Genomic DNA, 20,922 nt, shown 5'->3' on the forward strand with positions numbered 1-20,922 from the left:
AGCCGTGTCCCGCGACGCGGCGCATCCGGCGGCGCGTCGCGGGGACAGTGAGGCGCAGGGCTTGCAGCAGAGCGGATGGCAGCAGACGGGGATGGACAGCGGCAATGATTTCGAGGCGTGAATTCTTGATGGCGGCGGTCGCGACCGCCGCATTGACGGGCGGGTCCGGCTTTGGCCGCTGGGGACGTCTGGCGGCGCAGCAGGCGCTGACGCAGGACGACATCCTGGGCTTCAGCCCGCTCGGCAATGTAACGCTGGTCCATCTGACCGACATTCATGCGCAATTGATGCCGGTCTATTTCCGCGAGCCCTCGATCAACCTCGGGGTGGGCGAGGTCAACGGCTTGCCGCCGCATGTCACCGGGGCCGATTTCCTGAAGATGTACAACATCGCGCCCGGCTCGCCGGAGGCCTATGCGCTGACGCCGGTCGACTTCGACGCCCTGTCGAAGGCCTATGGCCGCATGGGCGGCATCGACCGGATCGCCACGGTGCTCAAGTCGATCCGCGCGGAGCGCGAGGCGAACACACTGTTCCTCGACGGCGGCGACACCTGGCAGGGCAGCTACACCTCGCTGAAGACCGGCGGCATGGACATGATCGAGGTCATGAACGCGCTCGCCCCCGATGCCATGACGGGGCACTGGGAGTTCACCTATGGCAGCGACCGGGTGCAGGAACTGGTCGACGAACTGGCGTTCCCCTTTCTCGGCGGCAACATCCGCGACACCGAATGGGACGAGGCGGTGTTCGACGCCTATCGGATCTTCGAGCGCGGCGGCGTGCGCATCGCCGTCGTCGGTCAGGCCTTCCCCTATACGCCCGTCGCGAACCCGCGCTGGATGTTTCCCAACTGGTCCTTCGGGATCCGCGAGGAGGACGTTCAGGCCAACGTCGACGCGGCGCGCGCCGACGGGGCGGAGGTCGTGGTGCTGCTGTCGCACAACGGCTTCGACGTCGACCGCAAGCTGGCGGGGCGCGTGTCCGGCATCGACGTCATCCTCACCGGCCACACGCATGACGCCTTGCCCGAGCCCGTTCTGGTCGGCAAGACGCTGCTGATCGCCACCGGATCGAACGGCAAGTTCCTCTCGCGGCTCGATCTCGACGTGCGCGACGGGGAGGTGAAGGACTACCGCTACAGGCTGATCCCGATCTTCTCCGACGTGATCGCGCCGGATGCGGAGATGACGGCGCTGGTGGAGAAGGTCCGCGCGCCTTTCGCGGAGGACCTCGCCGCCGAACTCGCGACGACGGAATCGCTTCTCTATCGGCGCGGCAACTTCAACGGCACCTTCGACGATCTCATCTGCGAGGCGCTGATCGAGCAGCGCGACGCGGAGATCGCCATGTCGCCGGGCTTCCGCTGGGGGACGTCGGTGCCGTCTGGCCAGGCGATCACCCGCGAGGATCTGCACAACGCGACCTCCATGACCTACCCGGAGGCCTATCGCTCGGAAATGAGCGGGGCGCTGATCAAGGAGATCCTGGAGGACGTCGCCGACAACCTGTTCAACGTCGACCCCTACTACCAGCAGGGCGGCGACATGGTGCGCATCGGCGGCATGGCCTACACGATCGACCCGACCAAGCCGATCGGGACCCGCATTTCCGACATGACCCTGCTGAAGGACGGATCGCCCATCGATCCCGACCGCGCCTATGTCGTCGCCGGCTGGGCGAGCGTCAACGAGGGCACCGAAGGCCCCGCCATCTGGGATGTCGTCGAGGATCACCTGACGGCGCGCGGCACCGTGAAACTCGAGCCGAACCGCGCCGTGAAGGTCGTCGGGGTGTGAGCCGGAGCGTTTCGACCAATCAACTTGATGGATTTGAGCACGTCAGAGCCGGAGTGAAACCATGACCAAGTCACCGAAGAACGAAGGGGGGCTCGCCAACCCGTCGCGCAGGGGCCTCCTGAAGGCCGGACTCGCGGCCGGGGGGCTTGCGGCGACGGCCGGGATCGCGCGGGCGGGCGGCGGCAACCCGGAAAACCTGCCGCCGAACGTCGCCGACTGGAGTCGCTACCTCGGTCCCGGCGTCGATGCCGCGCCTTACGGCATGCCCTCGGAGCACGAGGCGCATGTGGTGCGCCGCTCCGTGGAGTGGCTGACGGCCTCGCGCGAGAGCTCGATCAACTTCACGCCGCTGCATGAGCTCGACGGCATCATCACGCCGAACGGCCTGTGCTTCGAGCGTCACCACGGCGGCGTCGCAGAGGTCGATCCGACCGATTACCGGCTGATGATCAACGGTCTGGTCGACACGCCGCTGATCTTCACCATGGACGATCTCAAGCGCTTCCCGCGCGAGAATCGCATCTACTTCCTGGAGTGCGCCGCAAACTCCGGCATGGAGTGGCGCGGCTCGCAGCTCAACGGCTGCCAGTTCACGCATGGCATGGTCCATTGCGTGATGTACACGGGCGTCCTCCTGAAGCACATCCTCAACGAGGCGGGGGTGAAGACCAACGCCCGCTGGATCATGCCCGAAGGTGGCGATTCCGCCGGCATGAACCGCTCGGTGCCGCTGGAAAAGGCGCTCGACGACTGCATGATCGCCTTCAAGATGAACGGCGAGGCGCTGCGCCCCGAACAGGGCTATCCGGCCCGCCTGGTGGTGCCGGGCTGGGAAGGCAACATGTGGGTCAAGTGGATCCGCCGCATCGAGGTCGGCGACATGCCCTGGCATGCGCGCGAGGAGACGTCGAAATACACGGACCTTCTGGAAAACGGCAAGGCGCGGCGCTTCACCTGGGTGATGGACGCCAAGTCCGTCATCACCAATCCCAGCCCCCAGGCGCCGATCACCCACGGCAAGGGGCCGACCGTGCTCTCCGGGCTCGCCTGGTCGGGCAACGGGCGCATCACGCGCGTCGATGTGACGCTCGACGGCGGCAAGAACTGGCACCGGGCGCGCATCGACGGGCCGAGCCTGCCCAAGGCGCTGCACCGCTTCTATTTCGAGTTCGACTGGGACGGTTCGGAGCTCTTGCTGCAATCGCGCGCCTATGACGAGACCGGCTACGTGCAGCCGACCAAGGACGAGTTGCGGGCCGTGCGCGGCACCAATTCGATCTACCACAACAACGGGATCCAGACCTGGTACGTGATGGCCGACGGAGGGGTCGAAAATGTCGAGATTTCTTGAGAAGCTGACGCTGGCCGCCGCGTTTGCCGCGCTGCTCGCGACGCCGGCGTCCGCCGACAGGCTCGGGCTCGGGACCGAAGCGACGCCGGAGCAGATCGCCGGATGGGACATCGACGTGCGGCCCGACGGGCAGGGCTTGCCGCAAGGGCGCGGCACGGTGATGGAGGGCGAGGAGGTCTTCGCCGAGCAATGCGCCGTCTGCCATGGCGATTTCGCGGAAGGCGTGGACCGCTGGCCGGTGCTGGCCGGGGGCTGGGGCACGCTCGCCAACGAGCACCCGGTGAAGACCATCGGCTCCTACTGGCCGTATCTGTCGACCGTCTACGACTACATCTACCGGGCCATGCCCTTCGGCAACGCCCAGTCGCTGACGCCCGACCAGACCTACGCCATCGTCGCCTATCTGCTCTACATGAACGACGTGGTCACCGACGACGAATTCGAGCTGTCGCATGAGAACTTCGCGTCGATCCGGCTGCCGAACGAGGACGGTTTCATCGATGACAATCGGCCCGATACGCCGCTGGTGTCCGAGCGCGAGCCCTGCATGACGGACTGCAAGGACGAGGTCACCATCACCATGCGCGCGCGCATCATCGACGTGACCCCGGAAGAGGACGGCGACATCGCCGGAATGAGCGTCGATTGAGACCCTAAGCCTCTCGATTGATAGGCAAACCGGGCGCGGTCGACGACGATTTGCACGGCGCCCGGCTTACCTTGCGGGAGGCACTGGACAACGGCGGACAAACACCGGAAAGTCGTGCGCAGGGAGGACTGGCATGCGCGGATCTTCGGGACGACGGCGAGGGATCTGGCGAACGCTTGGCCCGGTGTTCGCGGTCGCGTGGCTCGCGAGCGGCGGCGGGGCCGAAGCGCGCGACGCCCTGCTGGAGCAGGGACGCAAGGTGTTTCGTCAGTGTCAGGCCTGTCATCAGGTCGGGCTCGAGGCGAAACATCGGGTCGGCCCCTATCTCAACGACATCTACGGACGCCGCGCGGGTACGCTCGAGGGCTACAATTACTCCAAGGCGATGGTGGCGGCAGGTCAGGCCGGCCTCGTGTGGGACGAGGCGGGCCTGTCGGCCTATCTGGAAGACCCGAAAAAGGCCGTGCCGGGCACCAGGATGAACTACCGCGGCCTGCGGCACGCAGACGACCGCCGGGCGCTCGTCGCCTTCATCCGGCAATATTCGCCCGGCGCGGCCAACATCCCCGAAGCTCCGCCGACGGCGCCTCTCGTGGCCCCGGATGAAGATCCGGTCGTGCCGGACCATGTGCTGGCGATTCCCGGCGATGCGGCCTACGGCGAATATCTCTCCTCCGAATGCGTGACCTGTCATCAGGCCGACGGCGCGGACAAGGGCATTCCCTCCATCACGGGCTGGCCGGCGGAGCGCTTCGTCACCGTGATGCACGCCTACAAGGTCAAGGCGCGCGATAACGAAGTCATGCAACTGATCGCGACGAGCCTGGCGGATGACGAGATCGCGGCGCTCGGCGCCTATTTCGAAACCGTCAGGTAGGCTTTCGCAAACAAGGGAGCAGCCGGCCCCACGACACATCAGGCTTCACGATGGGAGGACGCGACATGACTGGGATTTCAAGGCGCCGTTTCACGCAAGGGGTGGGCGCGGTAGCCGGCATCGGCGTGATGGGCGGGTTTTCGCGCGCCGTGCACGGGCAGGGCAGACCGAAGGTGGTCGTCATCGGCGGCGGCGCGGGCGGCGCCACCGCCGCGCGCTATCTGGCGAAGGACAGCGAGGGCGCGCTCGACGTCACCCTCATCGAGCCGTCGAAGAGCTATTACACCTGCTTCTTCTCCAATCTCTACATCGGCGGCTTCCGCACGCTGGAGTCGATCGGCCACACCTATGGCAAGCTCGCCTCCGACTACGGCGTCAATGTCGTGCACGACTGGGCGACCGGCATCGACCGGGACGCGAAGCAGGTCGCGCTCGCCGGCGGGGGGCGGGTGCCTTACGACCGGCTCGTGGTCGCGCCGGGCATCGATCTCATCTACGACAGCGTGCCGGGCTATTCGCTCGAGGCGTCCGGACACATGCCGCACGCCTGGAAGGCGGGCACGCAGACCGCACTCTTGAAGAACAAGATCATGGCCATGCCGGAGGGCGGTACCTATGTGATGATCGCCCCGCCCAACCCCTATCGGTGCCCGCCGGGGCCCTATGAGCGGGTGTCGATGGTCGCGCATCAGCTCAAGAAGACCAATCCGACGGCCAAGATCGTCATCCTCGACCCGAAGGAGACCTTCTCCAAGCAGGCCCTCTTCACCGAGGGTTGGCAGAAGCACTATCCCGGGATGGTCGAATGGCTGCCGCAGTCGATCCTCGGCGAGATCCAGTCGGTCGACGCGGCGAGCGGCGAGATCGTCACCGATCTCGACAGCTTCAAGGCCGATGTCGCCAATGTCATCCCGGCGCAGAAGGCCGGAATGATCGCGGAAAGCGCGGGCCTCACCGACGACAGCGGCTTCTGCCCGATCGTTCCGGCAACGCTGAAGAGCACGATGGACGAGGCCATTCATGTGATCGGCGACGCCTGTATCGCCGGCGACATGCCCAAGTCGGGCTTCTCGGCCAACAGTCAGGCCAAGGCGGCCGCCATGTCGATCCGCGCCGATCTGCTGGATGCACGCGCCTTCCCGCCGCGTTTCTCCAACACCTGCTGGAGCCTGATCGACACCGACGACGGCGTGAAGGTCGGCGCCCGCTACGAGGCGACGGAGGAAAAGATCGCCAAGACCGACGGCTTCATCAGCCAGACCGGCGAGGATGCCGAATTGCGCAAGGCGACCTACGAGGAATCCATCGGCTGGTACGAGGGCATCGTCGCCGACATGTTCGGCTGACCGGTCGCCCGTAGTCCGGCAAGGGCAAAGACACGGATGAAGATCACGGGCGGCTTTCGGGCCGCCCGTTTTCGCTTCGGCTTCCCGCGTATCCCGCGCGCCCGCTCCGCCGCTCGAGCCTGCTCAGGAGGCGCGTGGGGCGCAGCCGCTCCAGGATCGCGCGCGGCGCGGTTGCCAGAATGAGCCCGCTCATGATCAGGACGAAGCCGGCCAGATGGTGCAGGGCCAGCGTCTCGCCCAGGAACACCACGGCCATCAGCACGCCATAGGGCGGCAGCAGATACATGAAGAGCCCCGTGGTCGCCGGGCCGACAACCTTGATCCCGTACTGGAAGCAGGAAAAGGCCAGCACCGAGGAGACCAGCGCGACGCCCAGGATCGACAGCCAGGCCGATCCGGTCACCGGGAAGCGACCGGTCTCGGCGATCTCGACGACGGTGAAGGGAAACAGCGTGACCGCACCGGCCAGCGCCAGCGCGGCGAACAGCGACAGGGTCGGAACCGGGGCCAGGGACTGGCGCTTCAGCAGCACCGAGTAGACCGCCCAGCTCAGCGCCGCGATGGCGAAGATCAGATCGCCGCCGTTCAGGCTGAGCGACAGCAGGGTCTGGAGCGAGCCCTCCACGACGATGGTGATCACGCCGAGGATCGCCAGCGCGATTCCGAGCCCCTCGCGCAGGCCCACGGCGCGGCCGCGAAATGCCCATTCCAGCAGCACGATCAGCACCGGCGAGGAGGTGTAGATCAGGGTCCCATTGGTCGCGGTGGTGTATTTCAGCGCGAAATAGACACCCGCGCCGCAAAACCACATGCCGAGCAGGCCCATCAGGCCGATCAGGTCCCATTGCCGCAGCAGCGTGTCGCGATGGCGCAGGAGACCGGCATAGGCGAAGGGCAACAGGATCGCGAAGGCCAGCAGCCAGCGCAGGAAGGCGAGCGTCCAGGGCTCGACGCTTTCCACCGCCGCCCGGCCGATCACCAGATTGGACGAGAAGAACAGCGGCATGACGGTGAGAAGCGCGAAGGCCCGATGTCGGGGATCGCCTGGATCGAACATGCTGGACCTTCGAGGCAGGACGGAAAGACAGGAGAGAAAAGCCGCGACGGCTTGCGCCGCGCAACCGGCCCGGCTCCCGACCGGTCCCGTCGACGCCGTCTACGGACGCGCGGCGACGGTGTCTTGCGGGAAGAGAACCGGTGTGCAGGTCATATCGCGCACCGCGAGCTGGACGCAAGCGATGGCTGCATCGGCGGCATTGGCGAAGGGGCCGGCGATGAGGCGGATCTGGCCGCTTTCCGGCTCCTCGATCTGGCGAATGCCGATCTCCGGCGGCAGGGCGGCATCGCCGTCGCGGATCTCGGCCCAGCGCGCCTCGGCGCTTTCCGCATCGGCGAACACGCCGAGATCCAACCCGAAGTCGCTGCGCTCGATCCGGCTGCCGGCGGCGCCCGAAATGGTGCCGGCCGGCGGCGCCGGGGAGAGGCGTGCCTCGGCCGGGGCGTCGTCCACGGGAACGCCGCCGGCGGTCTCCTCCGGGATGGAGGCAACCGCCTCGGGAGCGGGTGTGCCGGGCAGCGCGACGATGCGCACCGGCTGGCGCAGGGTTTCGGGAATGCCGCTTTCCGTTACGGGCTCCTGCGCCGAGGGCGCGGCCGCGCGGGTCGGCGCCTCGTGGCGCGCCGGCTGCGTCTGTGCGGGTGCGGGCATGGTTTCCACCGGCTTCGGCTTGCCCGCGATCGCCTCGACGGCGGCATCGACGCGTCCGTTGAAATCGTCCTTCGTCCGGGGCACGCGGGTCTCGTCGATCCCGGAAGAGCCGGGCGACCCGTCCGCCACCAGACGATCCTTGCGTTCGCGCAAAACGGAAACGGTCCGCTTGAGGGCGGCGACCTCGCGACGCAGGACCTCCATCTCACCCTGGAGCTGGCGACGGGCCTGGGCGGCTTCGATGCCGCCGCTGGAGGGAAACACCTCGATGGCGTCTTCCGCGCGGGGAGAAATCGATGCGGTGGTGGTCACATCGCCGTTCGGCGGCAACACGGTCGCGACCCGACGCTGCGACACACCGTCGGCCAGAAAGACCGAGGACACGCCGACGACGGCGAACAGCATGGCGACACCGCCCCACAGGACGATCCAGCCGGTGTCCGCGAAGGCGCGTGTGCGCTGCTTTCTATCGTGCTCAAGCGGTTTCACGCCGTTCGGTCCGACCGTCCTGCCTCGTCCTTATGTAGAAAAGCCCGAACAGGGTTAACAAGCCTTAAAGCAAGGCGCATCGATCCCCAACGGCGCAGGCCGGGGCCGCGGTCGCGGTGAGGCCGGCGGCATGCGGGAAGAACCGGGGGCCGGTGTCTGAAATGAAATGAAACAGGTTTTGATTGTGCGCCGGAGCTTTCCGACTCTAAGAAGGCGTCAACGGCCCGGGGGCGCCGGGGCGCAGCATTTCGGAGATGGTCTTTCATGTGTGGAATTGTCGGCATTCTCGGACAGGGTGCGGTTGCCCATCATCTCGTCGATGCGCTGAAGCGGCTGGAATACCGCGGATACGATTCGGCCGGCGTCGTCACGCTGGACGGCGACCGTCTGGTGCGCTGCCGCGCGGCCGGCAAGCTGCGCAACCTGCAGGACAAGCTGGAGCGGGCGCCGATCGGCGGCGCCGTCGGCATCGGCCACACCCGCTGGGCGACCCATGGCGCGGCGACCGAGACGAACGCCCATCCGCATCTCGCGCCGGGCGTGTCGGTGGTTCACAACGGGATCATCGAGAATCACCTCGAGCTGCGTCAGGAGCTGGAAGCGGGCGGCGCCCGGCTTGCCAGCGAAACCGATACGGAAGTGGTCGCGCATCTGGTGTCGCGGGCGATGACCGGGGGAATGGCGCCGGCCGATGCCGTGGCGGCGGTTCTGCCGCGCCTGTCGGGCGCCTTCGCGCTTGCCTTCGTCTTCGAGGGCCATCCGGATCTGCTGATTGCCGCCCGACGCGGCTCGCCGCTGGCAGTCGGGCACGGGGACGGCGAGATGTATCTGGGCTCCGATGCGATCGCGCTGTCTCCCTTCACGGACAAGATCACCTATCTGGAAGAAGGCGACTGGGCGGTTCTCACGCGCGCCGGCGTCACCATCCGTGACAGTTCCAACGCCGTGGTGGAGCGCCCCGTCGTCACCTCCCAGGCGATGGCGCAGGTGGTGGACAAGGGCAACTACCGCCATTTCATGGCCAAGGAGATCCACGAACAGCCCGAGGTCATCGGCCACACGCTGACGAGCTATCTCGACCTGGAGCACATGGCGACGCGCCTGCCGGACGGGGCCGAGTTCGACTTCGCGAAGCTTGACCGGCTGATCATCTCGGCCTGCGGGACGGCGTTCTATGCCGGTCTGGTGGCGAAATACTGGTTCGAGAAGATCGCCCGTCTGCCGGTCGACATCGATATCGCCTCGGAGTTCCGCTATCGCGAGGCGCCGGTGTCGGAGCGCGATTTCGCGCTGTTCATCTCCCAGTCCGGGGAAACGGCCGACACGCTGGCCGGCTTGCGCTACTGCAAGGAGAACGGCGTGCGCGTCGGCGCGGTGGTCAACGTGCCGGAATCGACCATCGCGCGCGAGGCCGATGTCGTCTTTCCCACCATCGCCGGGCGCGAGATCGGGGTGGCCTCGACCAAGGCCTTCACCTGCCAGCTCGCGGTTCTCGCCGCCCTCGCGGTGCATGCGGGCGTGCAGCGCGGGACGATCGACGCGGCGCAGGCGGCCGGTCTGGTGCGCGCGCTCAACGATCTTCCGATGTACACGCGCCGCGCCCTGGCGCTGGAGCCGCAGATCGAGGAACTCGCGCATCCCCTGGCGCGGGCCCAGGACGTGCTCTACCTCGGACGCGGCACGAGCTTTGCGCTGGCGATGGAAGGCGCGCTGAAGCTCAAGGAGATTTCCTACATTCACGCGGAAGGCTATGCGGCGGGCGAACTCAAGCACGGCCCCATCGCGCTGATCGACGAGGATGTGCCGGTCATCGTGCTGGCGCCGCATGACGCCTTGTTCGAGAAGACCATGTCGAACATGCAGGAGGTCGCCGCGCGCGGCGGCAAGATCATCCTCATCACCGACGAGAAGGGGCTTGCCGAATGCAGCACGCCCACCTGGAAGACCGTCGCGCTCGCCGACGTGCCGGATTTCGTGGCGCCCATCGTCCACGCGCTGCCCGTCCAGATGCTCGCCTATCACACGGCGGTTCAGATGGGCACGGACGTCGATCAGCCGCGCAATCTGGCGAAGTCCGTCACCGTGGAGTGATCGGGCGGCGTCAGGCCGGTCCGCTCGGCCGCGTGGCGACGAAGATCGCGCAGGCGATCAGCAGCCCGGCCACCAGCAGGGCCGAGGTCCAGCCCGGGCGCACGGCGACGAAGAAGACGGCGAAACCGCTGGCCATGCCCGCTAGCGCCGCCATCTTGCCCCGGCGCGGGATCGCGCCGTTGGCCCGCCACGCCCGGATCGCCGGTCCGACCTGCGGGTGATTGACGAGCCAGCGCTCCAGACGCGGCGAGGACCGCGCGAAGAACGCCGCGGCGAGAATGAAGAAGATCGTGGACGGCAGCAGCGGCAGGAACAGCCCCACGACGCCGATCCCGACCAGACACAGCCCAAGCCCGGCGTAGACCCAGCGCCGCACGCCACGATGTCGCCGCTTTGCTGGAGAAGGTCGTATCGGGGCCGTCATTCCCGCCTATCCATTTTTCACGCGCGTCACCTACATTACCGGGGCGTTGGGGAGACGAAAGGCGCGCGGCGCCACTGTATGGCGTGGGTTTTGCTTGAAGTTCGCGCAACACGGCGATTCCCACGATCGCACAGGCAAGGTACGACAGGACGATGACGGGCGATACGAAATCCGAGGACGCCGAAGGACCGGGTGGTCCGGGCCCCAAGCCCCCGCGGCCGGGCGGCATGACCCGGCTGCGCAACTATTTTCTCACCGGCCTGATCATCGCCGGCCCGCTTGGCATCACCGCCTATCTCACCTGGTCCATCGTGCAATGGATCGACGGCCTTGTGAAACCCCTGATCCCGGCGATCTACAATCCCGACACCTATCTGCCGTTTCCGGTGCCGGGCGTCGGGTTGATCGTGGCCTTCGTCGGACTGGTCACCATCGGCTTCCTGACGGCCAATATCGCCGGGCGCACGCTGGTGTCCTACGGGGAACTGGTGCTCGGCCGCATGCCGGTCGTCCGCAATCTCTACAGCGGATTGAAACAGATCTTCGAGACGATCCTCGCCGAGCGCTCCAACAGCTTCAAGAAGGCGGCCATCATCCAGTATCCGCGCCCCGGGCTCTGGGCCATCGTCTTCATCGCCACGGAGGCGCGCGGCGAGGTGGCGCATCACCTCTACGAGCACAATGAGGACGTGACGGCCGTCTTTCTGCCGACCACGCCGAACCCGACCTCCGGGTTCCTGCTCTACGTGCCGCGCTCCGACATCATCGAGCTCGACATGACGGTGGAGGACGCGGCGAAACTGGTCATTTCGGCCGGCCTGGTGAGCCCGGATTTCGACAAGGCGCTGCCGCTCAAACAGGCGCCATCTGCCCAAAAACCCGACAGTGCGCGGCTGGAGGCCGTCGACTGACGTTTTTTGCTCGCGCGCCTATCCGGCCCGCAGCAGCCGGATCGCCTCGTCGCGGGAGAACAGATAGAGCAGGGCGCGCAGCGCGGGTCCGCGCGGGCCCTTCAGCTCGGCATCGGTTTCCAGGATCAGTCGCGCGTCGTTGCGCGCGGTTTCCAGCAGATCGCCCTGCGTGCCGGTATCGGCGATGCGAAACCCCGGCGTGCCCGACTGGCGGGTGCCGAGGATCTCGCCCTCGCCGCGCAGGCGCAGATCCTCTTCCGCGATGCGAAAGCCGTCGTTGGTCTCGCGCATGATGGCAAGCCGCGCGCGGGCCGTTTCGCCGATCGGCGGCTTGTAGAGCAGCAGGCAGGTGGAGGCTTCCGAGCCCCGTCCCACGCGCCCGCGCAACTGGTGAAGCTGCGACAGGCCGAAACGCTCGGCGTGTTCGATAACGATGATGGTGGCGTCGGGCACGTCGACGCCGACCTCGATCACGGTCGTGGCCACCAGCAGGCTGACGGGCCCGTCCTTGAAGGCGCTCATCGCAGCCGTCTTCTCCTCGCTCGATTGCCGGCCGTGGACGAGCGCGACGCGCGGCCCCAGCAGCCCGGCCAGCATCTCGAAGCGGGCTTGCGCGGCCGCGAGATCCGATTTCTCGGATTCCTCCACCAGCGGGCAGACCCAATAGGCCTTCTTGCCCGCGTCGAGCGCGGCGCGCAGCCGGGCGATCACCTCCTCCATGCGCTCGTTCGGGACGGTCACCGTCTTGATCGGCTGCCGCCCGGCGGGCTTTTCGGTCAGCCGCGAGACATCCATGTCGCCGAAGAAGGTCAGCACCAGCGTGCGCGGGATGGGGGTCGCCGTCATCACCAGCATGTCGACGCCCTTGCCCTTGGCCGACAGCGACAGACGCTGGTGCACGCCGAAGCGGTGCTGCTCGTCGACGATGGCAAGGCCGAGGTCGTGCAGCGCGATATCGCCCTGAAAGAGCGCATGCGTGCCGACGACGATGTCGATCTCGCCGGCCTCGAGCGCGGCGCGGGTCTCGCGCTTGTGCCGCGCGCCGTCGCGTCCGGTCAGGATCGCGAGGCGAATGCCGGCGGCCTCGCACAGCGGCGCCAGCGAGGCATGGTGCTGGCGCGCGAGGATCTCGGTCGGCGCCATCATCACCGCCTGGGCGCCGGATTCCACCACCGCCGCGGCGGCGAGCAGCGCGACCACCGTCTTGCCGGCGCCCACATCGCCCTGCAACAGGCGCAGCATGCGTTCGGGCGCGGCAAGATCGGCCTCGATCGCGGCGACCGCGTCCGCCTGCCCTTTTGTCAGCGCGAAGGGCAGGGCGGCCAGGATCTTCGCCTTGAGTCTGCCGGAGAAACGGCGCGCGATGCCGCGCGTCTGGCGCATGGACCGGCGCACCAGCGCCAGCGCCAGCTGGTTGGCGAGAAACTCGTCATAGGCAAGCCGCGCGCGCGCCGCGTGCTCGGCGCCGGGGTCGTCCGGGTCGGGCCGGTGCAGGGCGAGCAGCGCCTCGCGAAAGCCGGGCCAGTCGAGCCGGCGCGCCTGTTCGGCATCGCGCCATTCCGGCATTTCGGGAATGTGGTCCAGCGCCACCGCGAGCGCCTTTTGCAGGGTCTTGCCGGAGAGCCCTTGCGTCAACGGATAGACCGGCTCCATCATCGGCAGCGTGTCGGCCTCCTCGGCCGCCACCATGTGGTCCGGATGCACCATCTGCGGGCGGCCGTTGAACCATTCCACCCGGCCGGACACGATCATGTCGGCGCCGACGGGCAGCGTCTTGTCCAGCCACGACTGATGCGCATGGAAAAACACCAGGGCGATTTCGCCCGTGTCGTCATGGGCGAAGACGCGATAGGGGGCGCGGGAGGCGCGCGGCGGTGCCTGATGCCGGTCGATGCGCACCTCCAGCGTCACGATGGCGCCTTCCGGGGCCCGCGCGATGCCGGGGCGCAAGCGGCGGTCGATCACCCCGCTCGGCAGGTGGAACAGCAGGTCGATCACATGCGGTTCCCGGCTCGGATCGACGCCCAGCAGCGTGACGAGGTGGCGTGCCGTGCGCGGTCCGATCCCCGGCAGGGTCGAGACGGGGGCGAACAGGGGATCGAGAAACGAAGGACGCATGAGGCACGGGCCGGGCAGGGCGACCGGTCTTGCCAAACCGGTGCGACGGACGGGACGGGCGCGCGGATTGTGTTTCGCGGCAAGGCCGCTATAACCCGCGAACACGCCCGGGTCTGTCAAGACCGCGCGGGCAATGCAATCCAGGGCGTCGCCACCGCGCGGGGCCGATCAGCGAGGAACGAGCTCATGGCAAATCCGTCCGGAATCGCCGCCGCGCCCGGTGTCGCCGACGATCCCCGCCGCAAGCGCATCCTCTACCGATGCCAGCATCGGGGCATGAAGGAGATGGACATTCTCCTCGGCAATTTCGCCGCGGCCCATCTCGACAGCCTGAGCGAGGCGGAGCTGGAGACGCTGGAGCGGCTCATGGACGTGCCCGATCAGGATCTCTTCAGCTGGATGATCGGACGGGTGCCGGTGCCGGCGAATTTCGACACGCCCGTCTACCGGGCCATCGTCGACTTCAAGCAGCGCGGCTGATCCCGCCCGCGGGTCGCGCAGGGCGGGTCCTGCGACAATCAACACGAGACGAGGCGGCCCGGGGGCCGCGCGAGGACGATAAATTGCGCAAAGACACGGGGCTCGAAACGCTGCTTGGGCAAGCCGGCAACGCGGTCGTCACCGGTGTGCCCGATGGCGCGGAAGCGCTTGTGCTGTCGCGGCTGCTGGCCGACGCGGCCCCCGGCCTGGCGCTCGTCTTCGTCGCCCGCGACGCCCAGCACGCCCGCAGCGTGCAGGACGCGCTCGGCTACTTCGCGCCGCAGGTCGACACGCTCGACCTGCCCGCCTGGGACTGTCTTCCCTATGACCGCGTGTCGCCGAACGCAGGCCTTGTCGCCCGGCGGCTGACGACGCTCGCCCGGCTCGCCGGCGACGAACCGCTGTCCGCCCCCACCGTGCTGATGACGACCGCGAACGCCGCGCTGCAACGCCTGCCGGCGCGCGACTGGGCGGCGGCGCAGACCTGGAACGTCAAGCCCGGCAATCGCGTCGATCTCAAGGCCCTGGTCGCCTGGCTGGAGGTCAACGGCTTCGCCCGCGCTTCCACCGTGCGCGACACCGGCGAATACGCCGTGCGCGGCGGCATCGTCGACATCTACGCACCCGGCATGGATGCTCCGGTGCGGCTCGATTTCTTCGGCGACACGCTGGAGTCCCTGCGCGCCTTCGACACCGAGACGCAGCGCACCACCCGCCAGATCAAGCGGCTCGATCTGGTCGCGATGAGCGAGGCGGTGCTCGACGAGGCCGCGATCTCGCGTTTCCGCAAGGGCTATGTCGCCCGCTTCGGCGCGGCCGACCGCGACGACGTGCTCTACCAGTCGATCAGCGAGGGCCGGCGCTATGCCGGCATGGAACACTGGCTGCCGCTGTTTCACGAGCGGCTGGAAACGCTCTTCGACTATGCCGCCGGCGTGCCGGTGGTGCTCGCGGCGCAGGTCGACGACGTGCTGCGCGAGCGCCACGACCAGATCGCGGAACATTACGCGGCGCGTCGCGACGCGCTGGAGAGCAAGGCCGCCGGCGGCTCCGTGCCCTACAAGCCGCTGCCGCCCGAGGCGCTCTATCTGCCCGAAAGCGCATGGACGGCAGCGCTCGCCGACGGCACCTCGCTGCGCCTCAGCCCCTTCGACGTGCCCCCGGGCGGCGGGCAGCGCGTGGTGGCGCTCGACGGGCGGCAGGGCCGCAGCTTCGCCGCCGAGCGGGCGGCCGGCGATGTCAACGTCTTCGACGCGCTCGCCCAGCACGTGCGGGCCCGGCGCAAGGACGGACACCGCGTCGTGGTCGCCTGCTGGAGCGAGGGCTCGCGCGAGCGCCTGTCGCATGTGCTCGCCGATCACGGGCTGGACCGCACCGTCCCGGTCGCCCATGACGCGGATGCCCGCGCGCTGCCTTCCGACATGACGGCGCTTGCCGTGGTCGGCGTGGAGCAGGGCTTCGAGATCGACGGGCTGACCCTCGTCTGCGAGCAGGACATCCTCGGCGACCGGCTCGTGCGTCAGCGCCGCCGCAAGGCCAAGGGCGCCAATGTCCTCACCGAGGCCGCGAGCCTCGCGCAGAACGATCTCGTCGTTCACGTCGAGCATGGTATCGGCCGTTTCATCGGCCTGCGCACCATCGAGGCGGTGGGCGCGCCGCACGATTGCCTCGAGCTGGAGTATGCCGGCGGCGACAAGCTCTTCCTGCCGGTTGAGAACATCGAACTCTTGACGCGCTACGGCTCGGAGGAGACCGAGGCGCAGCTCGACAAGCTCGGCGGCGGGGCCTGGCAGGCGCGCAAGGCGCGCATGAAGAAGCGCATCCTCGAGATCGCCGACGGGCTGATCAAGACGGCGGCCGCCCGCGCCCTGCGCACCGCGCCTGCGATCACCCCGCCGGAAGGGGCCTATGACGAGTTTTCCGCCCGCTTCCCCTATGACGAGACCGAGGATCAGCTGGCCGCCATCGATGCGGTGTTCGACGATCTGACGTCGGGGCGTCCCATGGACCGGCTGATCTGCGGCGACGTCGGGTTCGGCAAGACGGAAGTGGCGCTGCGCGCCGCCTTCGTCGCGGCGATGACGGGGCGCCAGGTCGCGCTGGTGGTGCCGACGACCCTGCTCGCGCGCCAGCATTACAAGACCTTCGCCGAACGCTTCCAGGGTCTGCCGATCAACGTCGCCCAGGCCTCGCGTCTGGTCTCGGCCAGGGAACTGGCGGCCACCAAGAAGGGGCTTGCCGACGGCTCCGTCGACATCGTCGTCGGCACCCATGCGCTGCTCGGCAAGAACGTCCAGTTCCGCGACCTCGGGCTGCTGATCATCGACGAGGAGCAGCATTTCGGCGTCAAGCACAAGGAGCGGCTGAAGGAGCTCAAGTCCGAAGTCCATGTGCTGACCCTGTCGGCGACGCCGATCCCGCGCACGCTGCAACTGGCGCTCACCGGCGTGCGGGAGCTGTCGCTGATCGCGACCCCGCCGGTCGACCGGCTGGCGGTGAGGACCTTCATCTCGCCCTTCGATCCCGTCGTGGTGCGCGAGGCGCTGCTGCGCGAGCGCTATCGCGGCGGCCAGAGCTTCTATGTCTGCCCGCGCGTCTCGGACCTCGCCGACACCAAGGCCTTCCTCGACGAGGCGGTGCCGGAGGTGAAGGTTGCGGTTGCCCACGGGCAGATGCCCGCCGGCGAGCTGGACGACGTGATGAACGCCTTCTACGAGGGCAAATACGACGTGCTTCTGTCCACGACCATCGTGGAATCGGGCCTCGACGTGCCCACCGCCAACACGCTGATCGTCCATCGCGCCGACATGTTCGGCCTGTCGCAGCTCTATCAGCTGCGCGGGCGCGTCGGGCGCTCCAAGACGCGCGCCTATGCGCTGTTCACCGTGCCGGCCAACAAGACGCTGACAGCGACCGCCGAGCGTCGGCTGAAGGTCTTGCAGTCGCTCGACAGTCTGGGCGCGGGCTTCCAGCTCGCCAGCCACGATCTCGACATTCGTGGCGCGGGCAACCTGCTCGGCGAGGAACAGTCCGGCCACATCAAGGAGGTCGGCTTCGAGCTCTATCAGCAGATGCTGGAAGAGGCGGTCGCCCAGCTCAAGGACGGCGGCGAGGAGGGGCTGGAGGAAGCCTGGTCGCCGCAGATCCAGGTGGGCACGCCGGTGCTCATTCCCGAAAGCTACGTGCCCGACCTGCCGCTGCGCCTGTCGCTCTACCGCCGGCTGGCGGATCTCTCGACGCCGGAGGAGATCGACGCCTTCGGCGCGGAACTCATCGACCGCTTCGGGTCGCTGCCCGACGAGGTGGAACACCTTCTCAAGATCGTCTTCATCAAGGGGCTGTGCCGCCGCGCCAATGTGGAAAAGATCGACGCCGGGCCGAAGGGCATCGTCATCGCCTTCCGCAACGGCGAATTCGTCAATCCGGGCGGGCTGGTCGGCTACATCTCCGAACAGGGCGTGCTCGCCAAGATCCGCCCCGACCAGAAGGTGGTGTTCATCCGCGACTGGCAGAGCGCGGAAGAGCGGTTGAAGGGCACGGCCGCCGTGCTGATGAAGCTGGTGCGCCTGGCCGAAGCCACGACGGCCGCCGCCTGAGGACTGCGAGGCGGCCGCTCAGCGATCCGGCGTGGTCCAGTCCGCAGGCGGCACCTTGCGCCGCCACAGGCGGATCGCAAGCCCGGCCGCAACGCCGACGGCAATCGCCACCGTCAGATCGGCGAAGACGGTCAGGAGAAGCGTCAGGAGGATCAGCGCCCTGTCCTCGGGGCGGGCCTTGAGATGCGCCCGCCAGCGCTGCGGCTCGCTCATGTTCCAGGCGGTGAGCAGCAAGAGCCCGGCGAGCGCCGGCATCGCCATCTGTCCGACGAGCGGTGCGGCGACCATCAGCAGAACGAGGATTGTCGCGGCGTGGACGATGCCGGCGACCGGCGTGCGTCCGCCGGCGCGCACGTTGGTGGCGGTGCGCGCGATGGCGCCGGTGGCCGGCAGCCCGCCGAAGAGCGCCGAGCCGACATTGGCCGCGCCCTGCGCCAGCACCTCCGCGTTCGGCCTGTGACGGCCGCCGATCATCTTGTCCGCGACCATCGCCGAGAGCAGCGATTCGATGCCGGCGAGAAAGGCGATGACGAAGGCCGAGGGCAGCACGTCGATCACCATCTCCCGGCTGAATTCGGGAAGCCGCGGCAGCGGCAGACTGTCCGGCAACGCGCCGAAGCGGGAGGCAATCGTATCGACGGGCAGGCCCGCCAGCGCGACCACCGCCGAGGTGCCCGCAACCGCCACGATCAGCCCCGGAAAGCGGGGAAAGAGCCGGCGCAGCACGACGATGGCGATCATGGTCGCGATGCCGATCCCGAGCGAGGCGACCTCCACCGAGCCGAGCGCGCCGATCAGGCCGGCGAGCTTTCCGGGCACATCGGCCGGCAGATCCGCGCCCGAAAGACCGAACAGGTCGGGCAACTGGCTGACGGCGATGATCACGGCGATGCCGATGGTGAAGCCGCTCACCACCGGTTCGGGCACATGGGCGACGAGCCGCCCGGCGCGCAAGGCGCCGGCGATCAGCAGGATCAGGCCGGCGAGAAGGGTCGCGAGCACCAGCCCGTCATAGCCGTGCTCGACGATCACGCCCTGAACCACGACGATGAAGGCACCGGTCGGCCCGCCGATCTGCACCCGGCTGCCGCCGAGCGCGGAAATGAGGAACCCCGCGACGATGGCCGTCACGAGCCCGGCCGCCGGCGTCGCGCCCGAGGCGATGGCGATCGCCAGACTGAGCGGCAGGGCGACGAGCGCCACGGACACGCCGGCGACAATGTCGGCCATGAAATCCGCCCGCGTCGACGCGGGCAGGGTCGTCAGGATCTTCGGTTTCATCGTGCTCTTCGCGGGTCTGTGTTCTTCGCGGATCGAAGCGGTTTCGCGACGGGATCGCGGGCGGCGGGAGGGCGGCGGGGCCTGCGCGGACCCGGAAGGCCGGCGCCGGGAGGAGGGGAGGAAAACCTGCCATCCGGAAACCAGCCATTAAGGCTGTTGCGCGATGATGACGTCGGTTGACCCGTTCGTACTCAGTCAGGTCTCGTCCGCCCGTGTCTGTCAAGACCACACGTTATCGCAAAAAATCCCCCTGGCAGCGCCTGATGCCCCCGCTGGTGGCCGGGCTTCTGGTTGCCTATTTCGCGTTCCATGCGCTCAACGGCGAGCTGGGTCTCGTCGGCAAGGCGCGGCTCGACCATCGCTATGCCAAGCTCGAGGTCGAATATGCCGCGCTGAAGCGCGAGCGCGAGGAGCTGATGCGCCGCGTCGTGCTGCTGCGGCCCGAAAGCCTGGACCCGGACATGATCGACGAGCGGGCGCGCGCCAACCTCAACGTCGTGCACCCCAACGAGCTGGCCATCCTGCGCCCGGGCCGGGGACGCGAAAATTAATCGATATCGAGTTAATCTCATGAATTTAACTCGATTCAGATTAATTTCGAAAAGGCATTCATACTCCGTGCCTTATCCGGAATTCGACTGACGCATCGCGTTCTTTCATTGACGTTGGCCATCGTGTAGCTTCCCCTTGATTATCCTAGGGGAAACGTCGCTCCCTTGTGGAGCGTTCGAGCGAGACGAGGGTCATGGCTGCAACGGCGAAAAAGACCACGGGCACGCGTGCCAAGAGCACGGGCCGGTCCAGGGGAGGGGCGGCGAAGTCGAGCCGCGCGATTGTGGATTTCACCAAGGAGCAGGAGCTTGCCGCCTACCGGCACATGCTGCTGATCCGCCGGTTCGAGGAAAAGGCCGGCCAGCTCTACGGCATGGGCCTGATCGGCGGTTTCTGTCACCTCTACATCGGTCAGGAAGCGGTCGTCGTCGGCATGCGCATGGCGTCGAAGGACGGGGATCAGATGATCACCGGCTACCGCGATCACGGCCACATGCTCGCCATGGACATGGATCCCAAGGGCGTCATGGCGGAGCTGACCGGGCGCCGGGGCGGCTATTCCAAGGGGAAGGGCGGCTCCATGCACATGTTCTCCAAGGACAAGCAGTTCTATGGCGGGCACGGCATCGTCGGCGCGCAGGTGTCGCTCGGCACGGGCCTCGCCTTCGCCAACAGCTACCGCGAGAACGGCGCGGTCTCGATGACCTATTTCGGCGACGGCGCGGCCAACCAGGGCCAGGTCTACGAGAGCTTCAACATGGCGAGCCTGTGGAAGCTCCCCGTGGTCTATGTGATCGAGAACAACCGCTACGGCATGGGCACCAGCGTCGAGCGCGCCTCGGCGACCACCGACCTGTCGCAGCGCGGGCTCTCCTTCGGCATCCCCGGCGAGCAGGTCGACGGCATGGACGTGCGTGCCGTGATGGCGGCGAGCGAGAAGGCGCTCGAGCACTGCCGCTCGGGCAAGGGGCCCTACATTCTCGAGATGATCACCTACCGCTACCGTGGCCACTCCATGTCGGATCCGGCCAAGTACCGGTCCAAGGAAGAAGTGCAGAAGATGCGCACCGAGCACGACCCGATCGAGCAGGTGCGCGCCCGCCTTCTGGAAAAGGAATGGGCGAGCGAGGCCGACCTCAAGGCCATCGACAAGGAGGTGCGCGAGATCGTCGCCGAGGCGGCGGAGTTCGCGCAGACCGATCCGGAGCCGGATACCTCCGAGCTCTACACCGATATTCTTCTTTGAGGGT

16 protein-coding genes are annotated in these 20,922 nt (G+C 67.6%); 11 read left to right on the forward strand and 5 right to left on the reverse strand.

Annotated elements, in window-relative coordinates; genetic code table 11:
- The first annotated feature begins 104 nt into the window (after positions 1-104).
- The 5 genes from soxB to ABL312_RS06425 all read left to right on the forward strand — a co-directional run bounded on the left by soxB (position 105) and on the right by ABL312_RS06425 (position 6,022).
- Positions 105-1,799 (forward strand): thiosulfohydrolase SoxB, encoded by a 1,695-nt coding sequence (gene soxB / locus ABL312_RS06405; RefSeq protein ID WP_349360547.1) that lies wholly within the window; start codon positions 105-107, stop codon positions 1,797-1,799.
- A gap of 61 nt (positions 1,800-1,860) precedes the next feature.
- Positions 1,861-3,150: a sulfite dehydrogenase gene (gene soxC, locus ABL312_RS06410; protein WP_349360548.1), complete on the forward strand. Its 1,290-nt coding sequence runs from the start codon at positions 1,861-1,863 to the stop codon at positions 3,148-3,150.
- A complete protein-coding gene (locus tag ABL312_RS06415) occupies positions 3,134-3,799 on the forward strand; it encodes a cytochrome c (RefSeq protein ID WP_349360549.1) in 666 nt (221 codons plus the stop codon). Before soxC ends, ABL312_RS06415 begins: the two co-directional genes overlap by 17 nt.
- A gap of 133 nt (positions 3,800-3,932) precedes the next feature.
- Positions 3,933-4,676 (forward strand): c-type cytochrome, encoded by a 744-nt coding sequence (locus ABL312_RS06420; RefSeq protein WP_349360550.1) that lies wholly within the window; start codon positions 3,933-3,935, stop codon positions 4,674-4,676.
- 65 nt (positions 4,677-4,741) lie between these two features.
- On the forward strand, positions 4,742-6,022 hold the full coding sequence (locus ABL312_RS06425; protein WP_349360551.1) for an FCSD flavin-binding domain-containing protein: 1,281 nt from the start codon (positions 4,742-4,744) through the stop codon (positions 6,020-6,022).
- Between the two features lie 43 nt (positions 6,023-6,065).
- On the opposite strand, the gene ABL312_RS06430 is transcribed toward ABL312_RS06425, so the two are convergent.
- Together ABL312_RS06430 and ABL312_RS06435 are read right to left on the reverse strand one after the other, a co-directional pair.
- Positions 6,066-7,079: a DMT family transporter gene (locus ABL312_RS06430; RefSeq protein WP_349360552.1), complete on the reverse strand. Its 1,014-nt coding sequence runs from the start codon at positions 7,077-7,079 to the stop codon at positions 6,066-6,068.
- 99 nt (positions 7,080-7,178) lie between these two features.
- A complete protein-coding gene (locus ABL312_RS06435; RefSeq protein ID WP_349360553.1) occupies positions 7,179-8,219 on the reverse strand; it encodes an SPOR domain-containing protein in 1,041 nt (346 codons plus the stop codon).
- A 264-nt stretch (positions 8,220-8,483) separates the two neighbouring features.
- Here ABL312_RS06435 and glmS point away from each other — a divergent pair, with 264 nt between their 5' ends.
- Entirely contained in the window at positions 8,484-10,310 is a 1,827-nt protein-coding gene (gene glmS / locus ABL312_RS06440) for a glutamine--fructose-6-phosphate transaminase (isomerizing) (RefSeq protein ID WP_349360554.1), read from the forward strand.
- 10 nt (positions 10,311-10,320) lie between these two features.
- Here the strand turns inward: glmS and ABL312_RS06445 are convergent, their stop codons facing one another.
- Positions 10,321-10,686 carry a YbaN family protein gene (locus ABL312_RS06445; RefSeq protein ID WP_349360555.1) on the reverse strand — a complete coding sequence of 122 codons (366 nt, stop codon included), beginning with the start codon at positions 10,684-10,686 and terminating at the stop codon, positions 10,321-10,323.
- Positions 10,687-10,961: 275 nt separating this feature from the next.
- On the opposite strand from ABL312_RS06445, the gene ABL312_RS06450 reads away from it, so the two are divergent.
- Positions 10,962-11,645, forward strand: a complete 684-nt coding sequence (locus tag ABL312_RS06450) for a DUF502 domain-containing protein (protein WP_349360556.1) — start codon at positions 10,962-10,964, stop codon at positions 11,643-11,645.
- Between the two features lie 18 nt (positions 11,646-11,663).
- On the opposite strand, the gene recG is transcribed toward ABL312_RS06450, so the two are convergent.
- The gene (recG, locus tag ABL312_RS06455) at positions 11,664-13,763 is read right to left on the reverse strand and encodes an ATP-dependent DNA helicase RecG (RefSeq protein ID WP_349360557.1); all 2,100 of its coding nucleotides are present in this window, start codon (positions 13,761-13,763) and stop codon (positions 11,664-11,666) included.
- A gap of 186 nt (positions 13,764-13,949) precedes the next feature.
- Between recG and ABL312_RS06460 the strand changes: the two genes are divergently transcribed.
- Both ABL312_RS06460 and mfd read left to right on the forward strand, forming a co-directional pair.
- On the forward strand, positions 13,950-14,243 hold the full coding sequence (locus ABL312_RS06460; RefSeq protein WP_349360558.1) for a succinate dehydrogenase assembly factor 2: 294 nt from the start codon (positions 13,950-13,952) through the stop codon (positions 14,241-14,243).
- A gap of 83 nt (positions 14,244-14,326) precedes the next feature.
- Complete coding sequence (mfd, locus tag ABL312_RS06465) at positions 14,327-17,839, forward strand: transcription-repair coupling factor (RefSeq protein ID WP_349360559.1); 3,513 nt, start codon at positions 14,327-14,329, stop codon at positions 17,837-17,839.
- Positions 17,840-17,857: 18 nt separating this feature from the next.
- Here the strand turns inward: mfd and ABL312_RS06470 are convergent, their stop codons facing one another.
- A complete protein-coding gene (locus ABL312_RS06470; protein ID WP_349360560.1) occupies positions 17,858-19,120 on the reverse strand; it encodes a SulP family inorganic anion transporter in 1,263 nt (420 codons plus the stop codon).
- A 263-nt stretch (positions 19,121-19,383) separates the two neighbouring features.
- Here ABL312_RS06470 and ABL312_RS06475 point away from each other — a divergent pair, with 263 nt between their 5' ends.
- Positions 19,384-19,671: a septum formation initiator family protein gene (locus ABL312_RS06475; RefSeq protein ID WP_349360561.1), complete on the forward strand. Its 288-nt coding sequence runs from the start codon at positions 19,384-19,386 to the stop codon at positions 19,669-19,671.
- Positions 19,672-19,865: 194 nt separating this feature from the next.
- Positions 19,866-20,918: a pyruvate dehydrogenase (acetyl-transferring) E1 component subunit alpha gene (pdhA, locus tag ABL312_RS06480; protein WP_349360562.1), complete on the forward strand. Its 1,053-nt coding sequence runs from the start codon at positions 19,866-19,868 to the stop codon at positions 20,916-20,918.
- Positions 20,919-20,922 lie beyond the last annotated feature (4 nt).

Origin of the sequence: Stappia sp., assembly GCF_040110915.1 — a bacterium.
Taxonomy (GTDB): Bacteria; Pseudomonadota; Alphaproteobacteria; order Rhizobiales; family Stappiaceae; genus Stappia.

Coding starts and splice junctions, on each gene's coding strand:
- soxB (WP_349360547.1), top strand. CDS start 105: ATGATTTCGAGGCGTGAATTCTTGATGGCGGCGGTCGCGACCGCCGCA.
- soxC (WP_349360548.1), top strand. CDS start 1,861: ATGACCAAGTCACCGAAGAACGAAGGGGGGCTCGCCAACCCGTCGCGC.
- ABL312_RS06415 (WP_349360549.1), top strand. CDS start 3,134: ATGTCGAGATTTCTTGAGAAGCTGACGCTGGCCGCCGCGTTTGCCGCG.
- ABL312_RS06420 (WP_349360550.1), top strand. CDS start 3,933: ATGCGCGGATCTTCGGGACGACGGCGAGGGATCTGGCGAACGCTTGGC.
- ABL312_RS06425 (WP_349360551.1), top strand. CDS start 4,742: ATGACTGGGATTTCAAGGCGCCGTTTCACGCAAGGGGTGGGCGCGGTA.
- ABL312_RS06430 (WP_349360552.1), bottom strand. CDS start 7,079: ATGTTCGATCCAGGCGATCCCCGACATCGGGCCTTCGCGCTTCTCACC.
- glmS (WP_349360554.1), top strand. CDS start 8,484: ATGTGTGGAATTGTCGGCATTCTCGGACAGGGTGCGGTTGCCCATCAT.
- ABL312_RS06450 (WP_349360556.1), top strand. CDS start 10,962: ATGACCCGGCTGCGCAACTATTTTCTCACCGGCCTGATCATCGCCGGC.
- recG (WP_349360557.1), bottom strand. CDS start 13,763: ATGCGTCCTTCGTTTCTCGATCCCCTGTTCGCCCCCGTCTCGACCCTG.
- ABL312_RS06460 (WP_349360558.1), top strand. CDS start 13,950: ATGGCAAATCCGTCCGGAATCGCCGCCGCGCCCGGTGTCGCCGACGAT.
- ABL312_RS06470 (WP_349360560.1), bottom strand. CDS start 19,120: ATGAAACCGAAGATCCTGACGACCCTGCCCGCGTCGACGCGGGCGGAT.
- ABL312_RS06475 (WP_349360561.1), top strand. CDS start 19,384: ATGCCCCCGCTGGTGGCCGGGCTTCTGGTTGCCTATTTCGCGTTCCAT.
- pdhA (WP_349360562.1), top strand. CDS start 19,866: ATGGCTGCAACGGCGAAAAAGACCACGGGCACGCGTGCCAAGAGCACG.